15 protein-coding genes are annotated in these 19,336 nt (G+C 63.6%); 6 read left to right on the top strand and 9 right to left on the bottom strand.

The genetic code is table 11. The annotated features are described in order from the left end of the window. Window positions 1–491: 491 nt before the first annotated feature. Together H7A87_RS02920 and H7A87_RS02915 are read right to left on the bottom strand one after the other, a co-directional pair. A complete protein-coding gene (locus H7A87_RS02920) occupies window positions 492–1,430 on the bottom strand; it encodes an XVIPCD domain-containing protein (RefSeq protein WP_119129510.1) in 939 nt (312 codons plus the stop codon). Window positions 1,431–1,439: 9 nt separating this feature from the next. Continuing rightward, a complete protein-coding gene (locus H7A87_RS02915) occupies window positions 1,440–2,078 on the bottom strand; it encodes a hypothetical protein (RefSeq protein ID WP_119129509.1) in 639 nt (212 codons plus the stop codon). A gap of 173 nt (window positions 2,079–2,251) precedes the next feature. Here H7A87_RS02915 and H7A87_RS02910 point away from each other — a divergent pair, with 173 nt between their 5' ends. Then, window positions 2,252–2,758: a transposase gene (locus H7A87_RS02910; RefSeq protein ID WP_232087914.1), complete on the top strand. Its 507-nt coding sequence runs from the start codon at window positions 2,252–2,254 to the stop codon at window positions 2,756–2,758. A gap of 320 nt (window positions 2,759–3,078) precedes the next feature. After that, entirely contained in the window at window positions 3,079–3,531 is a 453-nt protein-coding gene (locus tag H7A87_RS20770; RefSeq protein WP_232087913.1) for a transposase, read from the top strand. Window positions 3,532–4,495: 964 nt separating this feature from the next. Here H7A87_RS20770 and H7A87_RS02895 read toward each other — a convergent pair. From H7A87_RS02895 to H7A87_RS02875, 5 genes are all read right to left on the bottom strand, one after another. Next, window positions 4,496–5,740: an AAA family ATPase gene (locus tag H7A87_RS02895; protein ID WP_119129721.1), complete on the bottom strand. Its 1,245-nt coding sequence runs from the start codon at window positions 5,738–5,740 to the stop codon at window positions 4,496–4,498. Window positions 5,741–5,803: 63 nt separating this feature from the next. Beyond that, the gene (gene aceE / locus H7A87_RS02890) at window positions 5,804–8,491 is read right to left on the bottom strand and encodes a pyruvate dehydrogenase (acetyl-transferring), homodimeric type (protein WP_104585704.1); all 2,688 of its coding nucleotides are present in this window, start codon (window positions 8,489–8,491) and stop codon (window positions 5,804–5,806) included. Window positions 8,492–9,011: 520 nt separating this feature from the next. Further along, window positions 9,012–10,013, bottom strand: coding sequence for an arabinogalactan endo-1,4-beta-galactosidase (locus tag H7A87_RS02885; protein ID WP_119129507.1), 1,002 nt, complete (start codon window positions 10,011–10,013; stop codon window positions 9,012–9,014). A 1,039-nt stretch (window positions 10,014–11,052) separates the two neighbouring features. Continuing rightward, a complete protein-coding gene (locus H7A87_RS02880) occupies window positions 11,053–12,375 on the bottom strand; it encodes an XVIPCD domain-containing protein (RefSeq protein ID WP_119129506.1) in 1,323 nt (440 codons plus the stop codon). Continuing rightward, entirely contained in the window at window positions 12,372–12,971 is a 600-nt protein-coding gene (locus H7A87_RS02875; protein WP_179464996.1) for a hypothetical protein, read from the bottom strand. Before H7A87_RS02875 ends, H7A87_RS02880 begins: the two co-directional genes overlap by 4 nt. Before the next feature lie 295 nt (window positions 12,972–13,266). Here H7A87_RS02875 and H7A87_RS02870 point away from each other — a divergent pair, with 295 nt between their 5' ends. From H7A87_RS02870 to H7A87_RS02855, 4 genes are all read left to right on the top strand, one after another. After that, complete coding sequence (locus H7A87_RS02870) at window positions 13,267–15,219, top strand: SpoIIE family protein phosphatase (RefSeq protein WP_232087963.1); 1,953 nt, start codon at window positions 13,267–13,269, stop codon at window positions 15,217–15,219. Beyond that, window positions 15,216–15,647 carry an ATP-binding protein gene (locus H7A87_RS02865; protein WP_104585696.1) on the top strand — a complete coding sequence of 144 codons (432 nt, stop codon included), beginning with the start codon at window positions 15,216–15,218 and terminating at the stop codon, window positions 15,645–15,647. Before H7A87_RS02870 ends, H7A87_RS02865 begins: the two co-directional genes overlap by 4 nt. Then, window positions 15,644–16,063: an STAS domain-containing protein gene (locus H7A87_RS02860; protein WP_005923815.1), complete on the top strand. Its 420-nt coding sequence runs from the start codon at window positions 15,644–15,646 to the stop codon at window positions 16,061–16,063. The genes H7A87_RS02865 and H7A87_RS02860 overlap by 4 nt, the downstream gene beginning before the upstream one ends. A 239-nt stretch (window positions 16,064–16,302) precedes the next feature. Continuing rightward, window positions 16,303–16,923, top strand: coding sequence for an HAD-IA family hydrolase (locus H7A87_RS02855; RefSeq protein WP_119129505.1), 621 nt, complete (start codon window positions 16,303–16,305; stop codon window positions 16,921–16,923). Between the two features lie 173 nt (window positions 16,924–17,096). Here H7A87_RS02855 and H7A87_RS02850 read toward each other — a convergent pair whose 3' ends face one another. Next, the gene (locus H7A87_RS02850; protein ID WP_104649291.1) at window positions 17,097–17,816 is read right to left on the bottom strand and encodes a GntR family transcriptional regulator; all 720 of its coding nucleotides are present in this window, start codon (window positions 17,814–17,816) and stop codon (window positions 17,097–17,099) included. A gap of 79 nt (window positions 17,817–17,895) precedes the next feature. Then, window positions 17,896–19,251, bottom strand: a complete 1,356-nt coding sequence (locus H7A87_RS02845) for an SLC13 family permease (RefSeq protein ID WP_039523211.1) — start codon at window positions 19,249–19,251, stop codon at window positions 17,896–17,898. Between the last annotated feature and the right edge of the window lie 85 nt (window positions 19,252–19,336).

The following is a 19,336-nucleotide window of genomic DNA, read 5'->3' as shown; positions in this document are numbered from 1 at the left end:
CTCCTGCCGGCCTAGGACCGCGTGGTGGCGAAGAAGTATCCCAAAGCCACGATCCCGCCCCAAAAGGCCAATGCGATCCCACACAATTGCCATGTTTGTTGAGGGAACTTGCCACCTTTCCAACGGATTACTAAGCCGCGAGTAATCAACCCAAGCATCATTAACAGCGCGAGAAGTAACCCTACCGCCATAGCACCAGAATACCCAGGCAGCCGTCACCGTGGCAGTTGGTAGCGAATAAAGAACCCCAACCCGTAGGCGCGGCCACAAGCACAAGCCCCAAAACCAACACTGCCTTGACAACGCGCCCCATAGTCCAGCCTCGTAACTCGCAATTAGCCATGGAAGCAGCGCAACCACGACGTCTTCTTCCTGATACTCAAAGAAAGGGCCGGCTGCTTCGCCGGCGTCAAGCTGACTTATCGGCTAAGCACATTGACCCAGCCATTCCCTCACCAACCGGCTCCCTTTCCCAGCCAAACCAACGGCGATCAACCCATCTGCATCGGCGCCCGACTTTGCTCAAGTGGGGGTTCCTGCTGTGCTGCCAACGCACGTTCTTGTTGGGTGTTAGAGATTTGCTCGACCTTTGCGAATGACTGCTCGACAGGTGTCTTTGCTGCTTCTTCGGCCTTTATCGATGCTCTGAGGTGAGCAGGGTTATCCAACTCGCCTTGCACTACAAATAGGCGCTGGCCTGCTCCATCACCGGGAGTGTTTCCGAGAACCACGTGGTCTACGCGGCTCAGTCCGCCCTCCTTCGCGGTTGCCAGCAAACTAACGGAAATCTTCTCGCTAGTGGCATCGTAGGCCCTGCCATGTTGCTGATCGATGCCTGCAACCTGTTCCCGAATCGTGTTGAGCATCTCACGGTCCTTGTCTGGCAACTGCGCATCACTGATCACGCGCTGCAGGAGTGTCCGCTCCGGCATCGGGTTGTATTGCTCAGTGTTCAATTCGCTGCCGGGAACAGGGGCTTTGATACTACGGATGTACTCAACGTTGCTGAGCGGTTTCAGGCCACCCTCGAAGTCCTTATCCTGTATGAACTTCAGGTCGGTACGATGCAGACCGGCGTAATTGACAGCACCCCATGTGTAATCGATGCAACTGTTCATTGCGCCGTGATACTGCGTATTGAAGCCGTGTTCGCCGGGCTTTGCACCAAACTCCATCAATTTTTCGTACTGATCCTTGCTGATCTCCATCGTGCGTTGATAGAAAGGCTTTTGGTATTGATCGGCGTCATCGTTGTAGACCTTTCCAGGCCCTGACATCACGCCGTGCTCGATGGGCGCAAACCCGAAGCTGGTTTGTTCCTTCCCGTGCGTGACTGTGTAATACATGTGCCCTGCCGCTGATGTTCCACCATCAAGAAGCGGTGTCCCTGGCGCGGCAACGTAGAGAGTGACAGCGTATTTATCGTCCATGAGGTGTTCCTACTTTGATTTGTGCCGGTAAGCGACCAGCAACTCGGATTCGATCGATGCCAACTGCGGCGGCTGGCCAAGCAGCCTGATGCTCAGCTGATACCTGCCAGGCTGAATTCCTTGCGCCCATGCGAAGGCAAGCTGCGTGTAGCGACGCTCTGGAGATTCAAGACCCGCAGATTGAAGGGACGAGCCATCCACATCGTCCAGCCACACGCCTGGAACACGCCCGTCTGCACTCACAGCGATGGTCCGAGCGGGGACGCCTGCCTGCGATTCAACACGCACCAATGGGATGTTGACTGCGACGCTTGGTTCAAGCCGTTTCAGAACAAGCTCAGCTCGCAGGCCGGATCTGCGGAGCGCTTGAGCAGCTTCAAGTGACTTCAGAGCATCCTCGTCACCGACGCGGATACCCAGGAACAGTGTGCCAGTCGCGCTCTTGCCAGGAGGCTGCACGTTGAATTCGACCACCATCGGACTGTTCATCGCCGTCAACTGCAGCGGCCGTACGATGGGAAGCTGCCCATCAGCCGCAACGCGCGTTGGCACGTCCTGCGTCTGGGTTGTCTGTGCCTGGCAAGTTGTCAGCAGCGAGATGCCTGAGCAGACCAGAACACATAACAGTAGTTGCCCGTATCGTTGCATGTGGATCCCTTCACTTTAAGCAAGATTAGCGAGCCGCGCGTCTATGGCTCTGCTTATTTATACACCGCTGACAGCGGCCAGGTTACTTCCTACGCAAGTTTCAGGCTGCAGCCTTACCCTTTGGGAGGGTGTCCTCGCTGTCAGAACCAATACCTTGCTGCGAGTCTTGCCAGGTGGCCAGACTTCCGCGTAGCGACCTTCCGGGCATCCCGCAGCACATCGTGCAGCGCGGGAACAACCGCATGCCGTGCTTTCTGGATGATGGCGACCGATTACGCTACCTGCACCTGCTGCATGAGGCCCTACAGGCCACGGGCTGCAAGCTGCATGCCTATGTATTGATGGACAACCATGTGCACTTGCTAATCACGCCACCTGCAGCGGGACGGATCGGGCAACTGATGCAACGGCTTGGGCGCAACTACGTCGCGCTGTTCAATGGCCGCCACGGGCGCACCGGTACGCTATGGGAGGGACGCTACAAAGCCTGCCTCGTGGAAAGTGCTGACTACGTGCTTCGCTGCTATCGCTACATTGAGCTCAACCCAGTGCGCGCTCGCCTGACCGACGATCCGGCGTCGTATCGTTGGTCCAGCTGTCCGGCCAATCTAGGCCAGCGCGGACACTCCGCGCTGACGCCACATCCCCTGCTGGCTTGCGCTTGGCAACGACCCGACTGAGCGATCCAACGCTTACCGCGCTCTGCTCGATGAAACCCTCTCCGACGAACTGCTTACCAGCATTCGTCTTCATCTGCAGCAGCAGCGAGCCCTGGGCCACGACGCCTTCCGCGCAATGGTCGAAGCCAAGACCAACCGCTTTGCAGGCGTCAGGCCAGCTCATCGGCCACGCAAACCGAACACCCCCGACTGATAAGTTAACCTGACTCCGTTATTAAGGCCACGACGCCTTCCGCGCGATGGTCGAAGCCAAGACCCGCCGATTTGCTGGCGTCAGCCCCGCGCATCGGCCACGCAAGCAGAGCACCGTCGATTGATAAGTGAACCTGACCCCGTTATTACTGCGAGTCTTGCAGGTGGCCAGACTTCCGCGCATCGACCTTCCCGGCATCCCGCAGCACATCGTGCAGCGCGGGAACAACCGCTTGCCCTGCTTTCTGGATGATGGCGATCGATTGCGCTATCTGCACCTGATGCATGAGTCCCTGCACGCGACAGGCTGCCAGTTGCACGCTTACGTCTTGATGGACAACCATGTGCACTTGCTAGTCACGCCGTCTGCTGCGGGACGAATCGGTCAACTGATGCAGCGGCTTGGACGAAACTACGTCGCATTGTTCAATGGCCGCCACGGGCGCACTGGTACGCTATGGGAAGGGCGGTACAAAGCGTGTCTTGTGGACAGTGCAGACTACGTCCTTCGCTGCTATCGCTACATTGAGCTCAATCCGGTGCGTGCTCGCCTGACCGACAACCCAGCGGCGTACCGCTGATCCAGTTGCCCAGCCAACCTAGGCCAGCGCAAACACTCCGCGCTGACGCCACATCCCTGCTGGCTTGCGCTTGGCAGCGACCCGATCGAGCGATCCAACGCCTACCGTGCTCTGCTCGATGAAGCCCTCTCCAACGAACTGCTCACCAGCATCCGCCTTCATCTACAGCAGCAGCGAGCCCTGCGCCACGACGCCTTCCGCGCAATGGTCGAAGCCAAGACCCACCGCTTTGCCGGCGTCAGGCCCGCTCATCGGCCACGCAAACCGAACACCGCCGACTGATAAGTTAACCTGACCCCGTTACTCCAAGTGAACCTGACCCCGTTACTCCAACCCCGTTACTCCAACCCCGTTATTCCGGGATAAGTTTGATACATAGGCCAGGGTCAGCGCCTCTCGTTTGCACGCACTAGCGCAGATACAAACATTGAGAACTCTTTGTCTGGACCGCCCTCGGCGGAAAGCGCCTCAAGCAACAACTCCCGCAGCGTAACGCTCTTAGTTCGATAGCAGGCATCGATCGCAGACTGAACTTGCTCGAGACGCAGGGCTCTCTGCTCAATCAACTCGGCTCGATTAAGGCTAGCGAGAGTGACCGTAGTTTGGCCGCGCTCACTGCCCGCTTTGTGCCTAAGTAGAGTTCCGAACGGAAAGAGGTGGTCGCCAGGGTCTTCAGCGTAGGGGTCTATCGGCGGACATTCTTCATCGTAACGATCACTCTTAGAGTTATTGCAGACAGCACAGCAGAACCCAAGATTTGACCATTCGAATTCTAGGTGAGGATACTTATCTTGGGCCTTCGGCTTGATGTGCTCGATGTCCCCAAAGTAGACGTGTGACACCTTGCTTTCGCAGTACATGCACTTCCCCCAAGAAGCGTCGATTAGCGCCTGCTTGTTTAAGTGATACTTGTAATTGGAAGCAAGCTTTACCAGGTCCGGGCACGCGGGTCGAATGATGCTAATCAATGTTCATTCTCCGCAATGGCGGTGATCGCCTGAGGAAACAGCCGTTCAAGTCCAGCATTCGCTAGGTCTGATCGCAGCTTACGAAGTGAATCAGAACTTGTGGCCATACTTGAATGAGCATCGATTATTCCGGCCAACTTCTCAACCGCCCAAGCAGGCAAAGTGGTAGAAACGCCAAGAACCTCATCCAAAATATCGAGGGCATTTCTCACTTCGGACTTGAGATCCAGAACGGTTGATACGACTTTCTTCTGCTCATATCGCAACACGTACACCCTCGCACCCTCTACAGATGTTACGACAAGGGGGCTATGGGTACTCACAATGAAGCGAGCCCGAGGAAACGCCTCAATCATCTTCGGCAAGAGAGTTCTTTGCATGCTCGGATGCAAATGATTTTCCACTTCGTCGATAACCACGGTATAGGTTTCATGTCCACTGCCGTCGAACATAAATATCTGCCATGCCATGTCGATAAGTGCCGCCACCCCTCCGGAGGAGGTTTCCAATAGAAAATCATCGGCACCTCCATTACAGGAGAATACCAACTCATAGTCTCTGACCTCAAGATCCTCAAAGCCGAGATTTTCAGGAAGCACTTTGCGCAGTACGTCTCGAAACCCTTCAAAGTTTTTAATCTGCGTGGGATCCTGCGGCATAATCACCTTGGCCCCACTGCGCACGCCGTAGCCGTTGATCATCCAGCCGAGAAGAGTGCCCTTGATTACAGAACTTGTAGATTCTGCGCTGTGGCTTCCGTGGAGCCTAGAAATATAAACGTTCTGAAACTCATCAAAGGCCGACTGCCGCTCTTTTCTTACCGTACTGATACTTGATATCCGTCGATAAGCAAAGGTTTGCCGATGAGATGGTATGAAAAATACCGGAACCATCTGCTGGTTATCGATCTGAACCTGATACTGAGGATTCTCGGTATCAGGAACATGGAGACGCGCTAATGCGCCACTTGCGTATTCGATCGAACCGATCGATCGATCATTTTTGTCCGCTCCCCAGAGCAGACGAGCCAAGGGAAAGTACTTCATCGCCTTAGTTTTCAAGTCTGATCTAGGAGTGGCGAGAGAAGGCACGTACCAGTTTCGATGCCGAGCAAGAAGGGACAAGATGGTGGTCTTACCACTCCCATTAGCCCCCGTAAGAATTGTTACGCGCTCATCCAAGCTCACTTCGATGGACGCGAATTGCTGCCAATCTTTGAGCTTCAGCTCCTTGAATTTCATGCCCCCCCCTTTCATCTTCCACTGATAAAAAGAAGGCGACCAGTGGCCGCCTTCTTAGCTCAATCAAACCCCAACAGGATTCGCCTTCTCAGGATCAATCTTGTACTGCTTGATCGCCCGGGCCACATCCTTACCTGTCATCTTGCCATCCTTCGCTAGCGCGGCAATGGCCGCGTGCGCGATGTAGTAACGATCAACCTCAAAGAACCGGCGCAGGTTGGCACGCGTATCCGAACGACCGAACCCGTCCGTGCCGAGCACGGTGTAGGTCATCGGGACGAAGGCGCGGATCTGGTCGGCGAAGGCGCGTACGTAGTCGGTTGCGGCGATGGCCGGGCCCTGGCGGCCTTCCAGCAGCTGGGTGACGTAGGGCTTGCGCTGTTCGGCCTCCGGGTGCAGGCGGTTCCAGCGTTCCACGGCGTAGCCGTCGCGGCGCACTTCGTTGAGGCTGGGGCAGGACCAGATGTCGGCGGTAACGCCGAAGTCCTTGTCCAGCAGCTCGGCCGCGGCAATGGCCTCGCGCAGGATGGTGCCGCTGCCCAGCAGCTGCACGCGCAGCTCGCCCTTCTTGGGCTTGCCGGCGTCCTTGAGCAGGTACATGCCCTTGATGATGCCCTCGGCTGCGCCGTCCGGCATGCCGGGGTGGGCGTAGTTCTCGTTCATCAGGGTGATGTAGTAGTACTCGTCGATCTGGTCTTCCATCATCGCCTTCATGCCGTGCTGCATGATGACGGTGACTTCGAAACCGAAGGTCGGGTCGTAGCTACGCACGTTCGGGATGGAGCCGGCGATGACCTGGCTGAAGCCGTCTTCGTGCTGCAGGCCTTCGCCGTTGAGCGTGGTGCGGCCGGCGGTGCCGCCGAGCAGGAAGCCACGCGTGCGCATGTCCGCTGCCTGCCAGGCGATGTCGCCCACGCGCTGGAAGCCGAACATGGAGTAGTAGATGTAGAACGGCAGCATCGGCACATCCGACACCGAGTAGCTGGTGCCGGCGGCCATCCACGAGGCGATGGCGCCCGGCTCGCTGATGCCCTGCTGCAGCACCTGGCCGGTCTGGTCTTCGCGGTAGTACATCAGCTGGTCGGCATCGACCGGTTTGTACTTCTGGCCGAACGGGGCATAGATGCCAATCTGGCGGAACATGCCTTCCATACCGAAGGTGCGCGCCTCATCGGCCACGATCGGCACGATGCGCGGGCCCAGCTCCTTGTCACGCAGGGCGATGTTGAGGCTCTGCACGAAGGACATGGTGGTGGAATAGCTGCGCTCGCCGCTGTCCTTGAGCAGGCGCTCGAACTTGTCGAGCGTGGGCGCGACGAACGACTTGCTGGCCTTGGGGCGGCGCGAGGGCAGGAAGCCGCCCAGCACGTTGCGGCGCTCCTTGAGGTACTGCACTTCCGGGGAATCTTCGCCGGGGTGGTAGAACGGCACCTGGCCGTCTTCCAGCTGGGCGTCGGTCACCGGGATGTTGAAGCGGTCGCGGAAGTGCTTGACCGCCGCATCGTCCAGCTTCTTGGTCTGGTGGGTGGGGTTGAGCGCCTCACCGGCCGAGCCCATGCCGTAGCCCTTGACCGTCTTGGCCAGGATCACGGTGGGCATGCCGGTGGTGTTCACGGCCTGGTGGTAGGCGGCGTACACCTTGTGCGGGTCGTGGCCGCCACGGTTCAGGCGCCAGATGTCGTCGTCGGACAGACCGGCGACCATGGCCGCGGTCTCCGGGTACTTGCCGAAGAAGTTGGCGCGCGTGTAGGCGCCGCCGAAGGCCTTGCAGTTCTGGTATTCGCCGTCGACGGTTTCCATCATCAGCTTGCGCAGCACGCCGTCGGTGTCCTTGGCCAGCAGGGCGTCCCAGTAGCCGCCCCAGAGCAGCTTGATGACGTTCCAGCCGCCGCCACGGAACACGCCTTCCAGTTCCTGGATGATCTTGCCGTTGCCGCGCACCGGGCCGTCCAGGCGCTGCAGGTTGCAGTTGACCACGAAGATGAGGTTGTCCAGGCCTTCGCGGCCGGCCAGCGCGATGGCGCCGAGGGTTTCCGGCTCGTCGCTCTCACCGTCGCCGATGAAGCACCACACCTTGCGGTCGGACTTCTCGATCAGGCCGCGGTTTTCCAGGTAGCGCATGAACTGCGCCTGGTAGATGGCGGCCAGCGGGCCCAGGCCCATTGACACGGTGGGGGTCTGCCAGAACTCGGGCATCAGCCACGGGTGCGGGTAGGAGGAGATGCCCTGGCCGTCCACTTCCATGCGGAAGTTGTCCAGCTGTGCTTCGCTGATGCGGCCTTCCAGGAAGGCGCGGGCGTAGATGCCCGGGGCGCTGTGGCCCTGGATGAACAGCAGATCGCCCGGGTGCTGGTCGCTGGGCGCGCGCCAGAAGTGGTTGAAGCCCACGTCGTACAGCGTGGCGCTGGAGGCGAACGAGGCGATGTGGCCGCCCAGGTCGCCCGGCTTGCGGTTGGCCCGCACGACGGTGGCCATGGCGTTCCAGCGGATGATCGAGCGGATCTTCCACTCCAGCGCGGAGTCGCCGGGGTTCTTGGCCTCGTTGGCCGGTGCGATGGTGTTGACGTACTCGGTGGTGGGCGAGAACGGCAGGTAAGCGCCGGCGCGGCGGGTCTGTTCGACCATGCCTTCCAGCAGCTGATGGGCGCGCTCCGGGCCTTCGACGTCGATGACGGCCTTGATCGATTCGAGCCACTCCTGCGTCTCGAGCGGGTTCGGATCGTTGTGCAGCACTTCGTTCAACCAGTTCATTAGCGCTCCCGGGGGGACACACCCCGCGGGTGTGTCGACATCGTGAATTCGTGAACCCCCAAGTGTACCGCACGCACCTGTTGCCATTCCTCGCTACGGGTGCGTATGGAATGGGACGGTGTCGTGCGTGGGTGGGGTACCGATGCCGGCGGGGCGAGGATCCGGCGCAGCGGGCGCTGCCGGTGTACGACCAAAGGATAAGGGCCGGCGGCGGGCGGTGGCCGCCGGGCCCGGCGCGGAACGAACCGATGTAGGAGCGCACCTGGGCGCGACAGGCTTTCCCGGTAACGCCCGTCGCGCCCGGGTGCGCTCCTACGAGGGGCGTGAGGTCTGGGGGTGCGGCAGGCGGTCTCTGGCAGAACATCCGGCCATCGGTGCTGGCGGGCAGGTAGCGTCGAGGTAGCGATTGCGCGGCCAGTTGGCGTTTCTGCACGCCCAACCGTAGGAGCGCACCTGGGCGCGACGGGCCTTCCCGGTAACGCCCCGTCGCGCCCGGGTGCGCTCCTACGGGGCGGGTTGGTTAGAACGCCTGCAGGGCTTCGGTCAGCTGGCCGTTGGTGTTGACTGCGCCCATGGTGTAGCCCTGCCAGCCGGGGTAGGCGTTGGGCTCCCAATAGAAGATGCCGAGCACGCGCGAGCCGATGGCATTGCTGCGGCTGAGCAGGTTGGTGAGCATGGCGCGGGTGGTGGCGGCCTGCTGCCAGTCCATGCCGACCTCGGCCACGACCACGTCGCTGCCGTAGCGGGAGATCATGTCGCGCATGTTGGTGTCCAGGCGGGCGTTGTAGTCCTGCCAGCTACCCACCGGCGGGTAATGCGACATGCCGATGACGTCCCACTTGCCGCCGGCCGAGCGCAGGTTGTCGAAGAACCAGCGGAAGTTGGCGTTGTCGTAGCCGTTGGCCAGGTGCACGATGACCTTGGCGTTGGGGTACACCGCCTTGGTGGCGTTGTAGCCGCTATTGATGAACTGGCCCAGCGTGGCGAAGTTGGGCGTCTTGCCCTCGTTCCACAGCATGCCGCTGTTGATCTCGTTGCCCACCTGCACCCAGCTAACGGTGATGCCGTTGTCCTTGAGGTATTTGAGGATGCCCTGGGTGTGGCTGTAGACATCGGTATTGAGCTGGGCGACGGAGTGGCCCGCCCAGGCGGCCGGCTTGGTCTGCTTGCCCGGGTCGGCCCAGCTGTCGCTGTAGTGGAAGTCGATCATGATGCGCATGCCCTGCGCGGCGGCGCGCTTGGCCTTGTCCAGGGTGTCACGGCCATCGTTCCAGCCGCCGGACGGGTTGACCCACACGCGCAGGCGGATGGCGTTGCCGCCCACATCCTTGAACAGCTTGATGAAGTCGGTGGTGTTGCCGGCCGCATCGCGAAACACCTGCGGCGGGTTGGCCGCAGCCTGCTGGTTGAGCCAGCTGACATCGGCGCCCTTGGCGATGCCCTGCGCGCCGGCGCCGGCGCTGAGGCCACCCAGCAGCAGCACCAGCAACACACGGCAATAGCCCGTACGAAAAATGCGCATGAAACCCTCTCCCTTGATCGATGGATGTCGCGCCACATGGCGCCCTGCCTCCCCCCTGAACCTCACTGCGGGTTGTGCGGCGATGCGGGCAATGCCGCGATGCCACGCGCGCTGCAAGACGGTGGCGATTCCAGCACGGCGGCGCAATGCTGTCGCGCTCGCTATAGCTGCTGCGCCGTTGCGGCATATCTCGCGGTAGCGAACGCCTTGCGCCAGCGAACTGGCGATATTTTCGCCAGCGCATTGTTGTGCGGGTGCAACAGAAAATCGGCGCGGTAGTGCGCAGCGGGTCTGTCACTGGCGATCGGTCGCTGAGGTGGCAGGCGTGGTCGACTGTTAGGGCAGCACAAGCAGACCTGGCTCGATGCGATGCGGCGACGTGCTGCCGACTTCCCGGCACCGGGGCGCGTTGCTGGAAGCGCACACCATCACCGTACGCACGCCGCTCACCGCGCGCTGTGGCTGTGGCCGCGGCTGCGCTGCGCTGTGACTGCGGCTGCGGCTGCGTGGCTGTGGCTGTGGCTGTGGCTGTGACTGTGGCTGTGACTGTGGCTGCGGCTGCGGCTGCGGCTGCGGCTGCGGCTGACAGCTGATTCTGTAACGACCACCCTGGCTCGATCACCGTCACCGGCGCTACGCGGCAAGCTGCGATTCCAGCTCGACAGCAGCAGCCCGACGGGTGAAGGCCGCCTCGCCTTCCAGCTGCCCTGCCCGCTCGGCGCACTCGACAAGCTCGCGTCCGTGGATCGGCAGCAACCGAAACGAAAAACGCCGGACAAGCCGGCGTTTTTCCTGTGCACCATTCGATGGCGGCAGTTGGCAGATCGAGCGTCGCCGCGTCAGCCCTGCGAGTCGGACGCAGTCACCGCATCAAGCGCGACTCCCAGCGCGTAGCGAGCGGCCATCAGATGGTGCGGCTGGCGCGCTCAGCACCGCAATGCATGCGTTGTCCACGCCGTTTCCGAGAAGCAGCCGCGCCCATCTGACGGCTGGGCAGCAGTTTTGTCGGCCGCTCCGCGCCGTGCATGCATGAGCGCACTCAGCCCAGCGCGCGTGCGCCCTGCTGTTGTTGCTGGGTCTGCGTTTGCTGCTGCTCCAGCGCCACCGACTGGCGGGCGGCGTTGTCGGCCACACGCTGGCTGCTCTGTTCCAGCGGCGTGTTCATCGCGGTCATGGTCTCCACGCTGACCCGCAGCTGCGCGGGGTCGTCCACGCGGCCCTGCACGGCGAAGGTGCGGGCGGCATCGGGGCTCATCATCACCGCGTCGATGCGCTGGCCGCCGGCGGCGTGCATTTCCGAGGCGAGCGAGCCGGACAACTGGGCACTCTGCTGGTCGGGTGTGCGCCCTGCGCGCGCATCCTGTGCCTGCACGCCGCGCTGCGCGTCCTGGAACAAGGCATTGCCTACATGCCCCGGCTGATCGATGCGCAGCGAGGTGTGCTCGTTGCCATGTTCGCGCACGTCGCGCTTGGCAGGCTCGCCCGGGGCGAGCGGGCCGCGGATGGCGTCGATGGCGTCCTGGCCGAGTCCGCGCGCGCTGCGCGTCAGGATGGTGGTGCCGGTGCGCAGCCCGTCCACATCGCTGCGGTATTCGTCGATCATGCGCGCGTTCTTTTCGGCAAGCGGACGCGCGTTGGAATCTGTAAGCGCCGAATGTTCGCCCAGGAAGTTGCCCAGCTTGTGCGCGCCCAGCGAACCGCCGGCCGCCACCAGCGGGTAGTCGGGAATCAGGAAATTGGCCTTGCTGTTGCTGTAGCCGGCGCCGCTCAACGTGGCGATTTCATCCGGCTTGGCGTAAATGCGCACCTGCCCGAAATGCGGCGAGGCCGCGCTGACCGGGTCCGACGCCATCACGTGGTTGATCACGCTGTTGCCGCCTTCGGGAATGCGGTAACTCAGGCTGGCTGCACCGTAGGCGTTGAAGGTTTCGCCCTTGAGGTCGTAGTGGTGCGCGGAGACCTGCGCAAGCGCACCGCCCAGGGAGTGGCCGGTGACGGTGACTTCGGGAGTGCGCCCCTCTTCCTTACCAAGCTCCTTTGCGTAGCCCAATGCGTTCTTGGTCAGCGCCAACGCATCGGCCGCTTGCGGGTTGGTCCGCGAGGTGACCATCTTCGCATCGGTGAGAACATCATTGACTGCGCCTTCGGTGCCTCGATGCGCAACTACAATCTCGCCACTGCCTTCGCGGCGATAGATGGTGCCTTGATAGCCATTGGACTTGTTGTTGACGTGCTCGAGAACGGCGTAACGCTGCCCTTCAATCGTGACGACTTCTTCCTGGCCAGGCGCGCGCCGACCTACCGCGCGATCCTTATAAACATCCTCCGACAAGCCAGCGTACTGTTGAGATGGGATGGTCATGGCGCAACTTCCTTGGCAGCCAACGTGATGGTGAAGAGCTTGTCGCGAATTTCTGGCTTGAATTCTTCAGCGTTGTGCTTCCCCATGTCCGGGAAATCACTCATCTCTGAACGCGGATAACGCTCGCTCCAGTAATACTCAGTAGACGCCTGCTGCGCCTGCACCGTCTTGCCTTCGATAAACGACAGGAAGCGGGTCTCTTCCTCTGCACCGGTGGCCTTCAGCAGCACGCTGGCGCCGCTGAATTCCCAGTGGCAGACGCCGCGACCGTAATAGTCCTCGTCCTGCATCAGGTCCAGATAGACGGTGCCGCGGTACTCGGTGTCGGAGATCTTCTTGAGCGCGAAGTCCTCCTGGCTGGTGATGCGCCCGGCGGTGCCGGTTTCGGGCTGGATCTTGCCGCATTCGGCTTCGTTGCTGACGTCGTACTGCGCCGCGCCCTGCACCAGACCGAACGCACCGGGCGCCTTGTCCAGGGTCAGGGTGACCTCATACGCCTTGCGCGGGTTGGGATTCAACTTGGCAAGGCCGCGGCCACCGGCCTCGACGTCGGCTTCTGCGGCGGCCTCGGTTGCGGGGGATTGGGTCTGGGTCATGCTTGTCTCCGGGGCGTTACAGGCCGTAAGCAAAAGGGCCAGCAGGCTCGGGGTCAGAATCTGGCGCAAGGCCGGCCTCCATGGCGATAGGGGGAGTCAATCTAGTTCGCTGACCCGCCGGGGTCAATTTACGGCAGCTGAGGATGAGGCCCCCGTGAGCCAGTTGCCGGCCGGCGGAAAACTGCCATGATCGGGGCCATCCACCGCCAGGAAGCGCGTCATCGCCACCGGTCCCACATCGCCAGCCGACGGCGTGGCCGTCACCCCGCGGGTGCACTGGCGGCACAGCCTGCGCATGCGGGTGTTGCTGGCCGCCACCGCGGTGCTGGTGGTGTTGCTGGCGGTGCTGGGCACGGTGTTCTACCTGGGCGCGCGCGCCGAGCTGGTGGAGGCGGCGCGCACCGAGGTGGATGGCCTGACCGAGCAGACCGCGCGCAGCCTGGCGGCGATGCTGGATTCGGTGCAGGTGAGCGGCCGCACGCTTGCCGCCAGCAGCAGTGCGGTGGGGCTGCAGCCGTTCAATCTGCGCGCCCTGCTGCTGGCCACGCTCAGCGGCGACCCGGATATCGGCGCGGCGCGTTTGATCATCGAGCCGCGTACGCAAAAGGCCCGCGACACCGGGTTTGTCTGGTACGTGCATCGCGACGGCACGCGCGTACTGGAAAAATCGGTGCAGGAGCTGGGCTACGACTACCGCGCGATGCCGTGGTACCTGCGCACCCAGCGCGAAGGGCGTGCGTGGTGGTCCGAGCCATATCTCAATCCCAATGGCGGCAGCGCGCTGTACACCAGCTACAACCTGCCGTTGCGCCGCCCGGGCGATGCGGTGGATGCCGCGCCGGTGGGCATGGTCAGCGTGGACCTGCCGCTGCAGCACCTGCGCGAGATCATCGACCAGCTGCCGCGCGACATCAGCATCCAGCCGATGCTGCTCTCGCCCGAAGGCATGCTGGTGTTCAGCCCCGACCCGGCGCTCAACCTGCGCTACACGCTGGAGCGCTATGTTGCGCATGCGCGGCCGGACCTGCTGCCGCTGCAGCGCGCGGTGGCGGCCGGCCAGCCGATCTCGTTCGCGCACACCGCCCCCGACGGTGAGCGCTTTCTGACCCATAGCGCGGCGGTGGGGCGCAGCGGCTGGACCTTTGTGCTGTCTGCCTCGGAAGGCTATGTGCTGGCGGGGCTGAACTGGCTGGCCGCGTGGGTGGCGCTGGCGGCAGTGCTGGGCGCGGTGGTGTGGTGGTGGCTGATGGGGCGGATCACCCGCAAGCTGACGCGGCCGATCGAGGAACTGACCGACACCGCCGAGCACTTTCGCCGCGGCGAATTCGACTACCCGCTGCCGCACATCGAACGCCGCGACGAGGTGGGCGTGATGGCGCGTGCGTTCGACAGCGCGCGCGATGCGATCCGCAACCACATCGCGCAGATCGGCGAGATGACCGCCGCGCGCGAGCGCATGCACAGCGAGCTGCAGATCGCGCGCGAGATCCAGCAGGCGATGCTCCCCTCCGGGCGCACCTTCGACCGCGCCAATTCGCACCTGGAAACCTGTGCCTGGCTGGAGCCGGCCAAGGCGGTGGGTGGCGACTTCTATCACTTCGTGGAGACCGAGCCGGGGCTGCTGTGGTTCGTGGTGGGCGATGTGTCCGACAAGGGCGTGCCGGCGGCCCTGTTCATGGCGCGCGCGGTGAGCGTGCTGGAAATCGCCGCGCGCCGGCATACGCGCCCGGACAGCATCCTGATCGCCGCCTCCACGCGGCTGGCCGACAACAACGACACCTGCATGTTCGCCACGGTGCTGTGCGGGGTGATCAATGTGGTGAGCGGCGACTACTGGCTGGCCAGCGCCGGCCACGAGCCGCCGGTGCTGATCGACATCGACGGCACCGCGCGGCCGTTGCCGCTGGAGACCGGCGCGCCGCTGGGGATCGAGCCGCAGGTCGCCTACCCGGTGCTGCAGGGCCGCATGAGCGCCGGGCAGACGCTGCTGGGATACACCGACGGGGTGACCGAGGCGATGAACGAGCGTGGCGCCAGCTACGGGCTGGAGCGCCTGCTCGGCGCACTGCGGCCACGCCGCAGCGCGGCGGCGCAATGCAAGGCGGTGATCGCCAACATCGCCCACTTCACCGGCCAGGCCGACCCGTACGACGACATCACCCTGCTGGCGATCCGGCTGCGCCAGGAGCATGCTGGGCGGGTCGCAGACGCTGGCCGGGACGCACCCGGAAAGGCAACGACCCGATGAAGCTCGATCTGGCCATCGCGCCCTCGCTGGCCCAGCTGGCCGGCGCCAACGACGCGCTGGAACACTCGCTCACGCTGGAAGGCCTGCATGCCGAGCGCATCGGCCAGGTGCGGCTGATCGTGGAAGAGCTCGGCTGCAATGCGCTCACCCACGGCCAGTGCGCCGAGCAGCCGCTGCGCCTGCAACTGCAGCTGGACCCGCAGGCGCTGGTGCTGGAGATGCACGACCCCGGCAGCGCGTTCGACCCCAGCGCCGCAGCGACGCCGGACCTGACTGCCGAGCTCGACGATCGCGAGATCGGCGGGCTGGGGCTGTTTCTGGTGCATCAATTCGCCGATCACATCGACTACCGCCGCGATGGTGCATACAACGTGGTGCGCGTCACCCTGCTCCATCCGTACGCCCCTGTCCCCGAGGCACTGTCATGACCACGCTCGCCATCCAGATCGACCCGCCGCAGGACACCCGTCAACGCGTCATCCTGACCGGGCGCCTGGACACCCACACCTACCAGGACCTGGACGCGGCGCTGTCGCCGCTGCTGGGCACGCTGATCACCACGCTGGTGCTGGACCTGACCGCGCTGGAATACATCTCCAGCGCCGGCATCCGCTGCATCTTCAAGGCGCGCAAGGCGCTGGCCACGCGCCAGGGCAAGGTGCTGGTGACCAACCCGCAGCCGCAGATCCGTAAGGTCTTCGACATGGTCAAGGCAGTGCCGCTGAGCGATGTGTTCGCCTCCACCGAAGAACTGGATGCCTACCTGGCGGCGATGCAGCGCAAGGTCATCGAACAGCATGCGCAAGGCGATACGCCGATCGTGCCGCATTTTGCCGAGGCGTGAGGGTCGCTGACGACGTATAGCCGACGGGCGTGGGGTGGATGCGCGTGCACCTGGTAGAAGCGCACGCGTGGTACGTGCCGATTCCCGGCATCGGACGCGCGCCCACCTGGCGATGATTGCAGTGGGTGTACCGATCGCCTTGCGGTGTCGCCTCGCCTGCGCGCACACATATGGGTGTGCCTGCGCGCGGCATGTGCACGGCAGTGGTTAGGCTATGACGCCATGATCCCTGCGTTGCAATGCCCAAGCTGATCATCTTCGACTTCGATGGCACCCTGGCCGACTCGTTCGGTTTCTTTCTGAGCACGCAGCGCGTGCTGGCCGAGCGGCACGGCTTCCGCGCCGCGCAAGCGCATGAAGTGGACGCCGCGCGCCGCCTGAGCACCCGCGCGCTGCTCAAGCAATCGGGCCTGAGCAGCTGGCGCATTCCGCTGGTGGCTGCCGACTTCATCCGCCTGATGCGTGCCGCCCCGCCGATGGCCTTGTTCGACGGCATTGCCGAGGTGCTGCAGACCCTGCACGCGCGCGGCACCTGCCTGGCCCTGGTGTCGTCCAACTCGGTGGAGAATGTGCAACGCGCCCTGGGCAAGGAGCTGAGCGCGACGTTCGCCGTCATCGACGGTGGCGCGCATTTGCTGGGCAAGCAGCGCGCCTTGCGCCGCGTGCTGCGCGCCACCGGGCATACCGCAGCGCAGGCGGTGTACGTGGGCGACCAGGTCGCTGACTGGGAAGCGGCGCAGACGGTGGGCTTGCCGTTTGCCGCGGTGGCCTGGGGCTATGCGCATCCGGAGGTGTTTGCGGGATTGGCGGGCACGCAGCTGATCGAGCGCGTGGACGCGTTGCTCGGGTTGGCGGAGTAGGCCGTTTTTTTCGGCTGGGATTGGGGATTGGGATTGGGGATTCGCCAGAGCGAGAAGCTTGCCGGTGCTGCGTGCGCGCGTGCCCTCATCCGCCCTTCGGGCACCTTCTCCCGGAGGGAGAAGGGAAGCGTATGGCGTGCACTGAATGGTCGCCGGGAGCCACGCGTTGACGTCTAGACCCCGCCCACGCGCGGTAATGGCGCCGGCACATTCAACATGCCGCCCGCTGCCACATACGCCGCCAAGGCCTGGCCCTGACTCAGCAGATGCCCGTGCATCGTGCGCTCGGCACCTTCGGCATCGCGGCGGCGTACGCATGCCATCAGCTCGCGGTGCTCGGCCAGCGACTGCGCCATGCGCCCGGGCGTCAACAGCTGCCGGCCGCGGTGCATCTTGAGGATGCGGTGCAGATCGTGGGTGACGCGGATCAACCACGGGTTGCCGGCGTATTGCTGCACGGTTTCGTGGATCAGGTAATTGTTGCGGTAGTACTCGGCCAGGTCGCCAGCGGTGGCGGCGGCTTCCATCGCCGCGTGCAGCTCTTCCAGGCGCTGCACGCCGGCTGCATCGATGCGCTTGACCGCATCGTGCGCGCAGCGGCCTTCCAGCATGGCCATCACCGGGAACAACTGGTTGAGGTCTTCCAATGTCAGCCGCGTGACCCGGCTGCCACGGCCGGCGTCCAGTTGCACCAGGCCTTCGGCGGCGAGCAGCTTGAGGCTCTCGCGCAGCGGGGTACGGCTGATGCCGAGCTCCTCGGCCAGCGCCGGTTCGTCGATCCATTCGCCCGGCGGCAGCGCGTAGTCGTAGATCTTCTGGCGCAGGCGCTCGGCCACTTCCTCATACAGCGGTACGCGCTTCTTGGCGCTGCGCGAATCAGGGGCGAGGGTCATGGCAGGCGGGTCGTCGATGCGGGCGTGGGGGCGCCCATTCTACGGGGGCGCCCCGATACCCTGCCGAACGCGGGCCGGATCACAGCCAGCCCGGCACCACGAACAGCAGCCAGGCCACCAACGGCCCCAGCAGCACCACCAGCCCGCTGTACACCAGGAAGCGACGGAACAGCGCGTCGCGCTCTTCCTTGGCGGCCGAGGCCACCACCAGCGCACCGTTGGTGGAGAACGGGCTGACATCGACGATGGTGGACGACACCGCCAGCGCGCAGATCACCCCGGCCGCGCCGAGCTGGCCCTGCATCAGGAACGGCACCGCCAGCGGGATGGTGGCGCCCAGCACCGCCGCCGACGAGGCGAACGCGGACACGATGCCGCCGACATAGCAGACCAGCAACGCGCCCAGCAGCGGCATGCCGATATGCGACACGCCGGTGCCGATGTAGTCCACCGCACCGGCCTTTTCCAGCACCGCCACGTAGGTCACCACGCCGCTGATCAACAGCACCGTGGACCAGCTGATGCCATCCACCGCGCCCTTCTGCGCGCTGGGCGAGATCAGCGCCAGCGCCACCGCCACGGTGATCGAGACCAGCCCGACATTGAGGTTGTAGACCAGCGCGGCGACGCCCAGACCGAGCAGGCCGACCAGCGTGATCACCCGATCGCGGGTGATGGCCACCGCCTCCAGCGCCAGCGGATTGGTCGACAAGGTGCCGCCACCGGCCGCCACCAGGGAGCCATGCCCTTCGATCGCGAACGGGCGCTTGGAGGCCTGGTCGTCGGCCACCGCCACGTATTGCGCGTCGGCCAGCGACACCTCCTGCCGCCGCATCAGCTTGAGCCCGCCGAAGGCGCAGAAGCAGATGATCGCCATCATCAGGTTGAAGCCCAGGCTGGTGAGGAACACCGCCATCTCGGTGACGTCCAGCCCGGCCTTTTCCACCACCTTGTTGGTGATGCCGCCATACACGCTGATCGGCGAAAAGCCGCCGCCCTGCGCGCCATGGATCACCAGCAGGCCCATCATCAGGGGATTGATGCGGTATTGCTTGGCAAAGCGCAGCGCCACCGGGCCGATGATGGCCACCGCCGCCGGCCCCAACGCGCCGAACGCGGTGAGCAGGCCGGTGATGACGAACATCACCCAGGGAATGGCCACGATGCGCCCGCGTACCGCGCGCACCGCCCAGTGCACCAGCAGATCGATGGTGCCGTTCTTCTGTGCGATGGCGAACAGATAGGTGATGCCGACCAGGGTGAGGAACAGGTCGCCGGGAAAGCCGGCCAGCACCTCCTTGCCGTCCAGCCCCACCCAGACGCCGCCGATGATGAAGGCCAGCGCGAAGGCCACCGCACCCATGTTGATGGGCAATGCGGTGGCGACGATGAACATGATCACCAAGCCAAGAATCGTTGCAATTTGCGGGGTCATGCGCCCTCCCAGACACCTGATACGCGTACAGCACGGATGGCCACCCGCCACCCAAGGGTCACACCTGGTCAGACGCAGGGCGGCT

Source organism: Xanthomonas sp. CPBF 426 (assembly GCF_903989465.1).
GTDB lineage: Bacteria > Pseudomonadota > Gammaproteobacteria > Xanthomonadales > Xanthomonadaceae > Xanthomonas > Xanthomonas euroxanthea.
Note: the sequence above shows the minus strand (reverse complement) of the source record. Positions and strands in the feature narration are given on the sequence as shown.

Coding starts and splice junctions, on each gene's coding strand:
- H7A87_RS02860 (WP_005923815.1), top strand. CDS start 15,644: ATGACCACGCTCGCCATCCAGATCGACCCGCCGCAGGACACCCGTCAA.
- H7A87_RS02855 (WP_119129505.1), top strand. CDS start 16,303: ATGCCCAAGCTGATCATCTTCGACTTCGATGGCACCCTGGCCGACTCG.
- aceE (WP_104585704.1), bottom strand. CDS start 8,491: ATGAACTGGTTGAACGAAGTGCTGCACAACGATCCGAACCCGCTCGAG.
- H7A87_RS02885 (WP_119129507.1), bottom strand. CDS start 10,013: ATGCGCATTTTTCGTACGGGCTATTGCCGTGTGTTGCTGGTGCTGCTG.
- H7A87_RS02870 (WP_232087963.1), top strand. CDS start 13,267: ATGCGGGTGTTGCTGGCCGCCACCGCGGTGCTGGTGGTGTTGCTGGCG.
- H7A87_RS02895 (WP_119129721.1), bottom strand. CDS start 5,740: ATGAAATTCAAGGAGCTGAAGCTCAAAGATTGGCAGCAATTCGCGTCC.
- H7A87_RS02875 (WP_179464996.1), bottom strand. CDS start 12,971: ATGACCCAGACCCAATCCCCCGCAACCGAGGCCGCCGCAGAAGCCGAC.
- H7A87_RS02845 (WP_039523211.1), bottom strand. CDS start 19,251: ATGACCCCGCAAATTGCAACGATTCTTGGCTTGGTGATCATGTTCATC.
- H7A87_RS02920 (WP_119129510.1), bottom strand. CDS start 1,430: ATGGACGATAAATACGCTGTCACTCTCTACGTTGCCGCGCCAGGGACA.
- H7A87_RS02915 (WP_119129509.1), bottom strand. CDS start 2,078: ATGCAACGATACGGGCAACTACTGTTATGTGTTCTGGTCTGCTCAGGC.
- H7A87_RS02850 (WP_104649291.1), bottom strand. CDS start 17,816: ATGACCCTCGCCCCTGATTCGCGCAGCGCCAAGAAGCGCGTACCGCTG.
- H7A87_RS02880 (WP_119129506.1), bottom strand. CDS start 12,375: ATGACCATCCCATCTCAACAGTACGCTGGCTTGTCGGAGGATGTTTAT.
- H7A87_RS02865 (WP_104585696.1), top strand. CDS start 15,216: ATGAAGCTCGATCTGGCCATCGCGCCCTCGCTGGCCCAGCTGGCCGGC.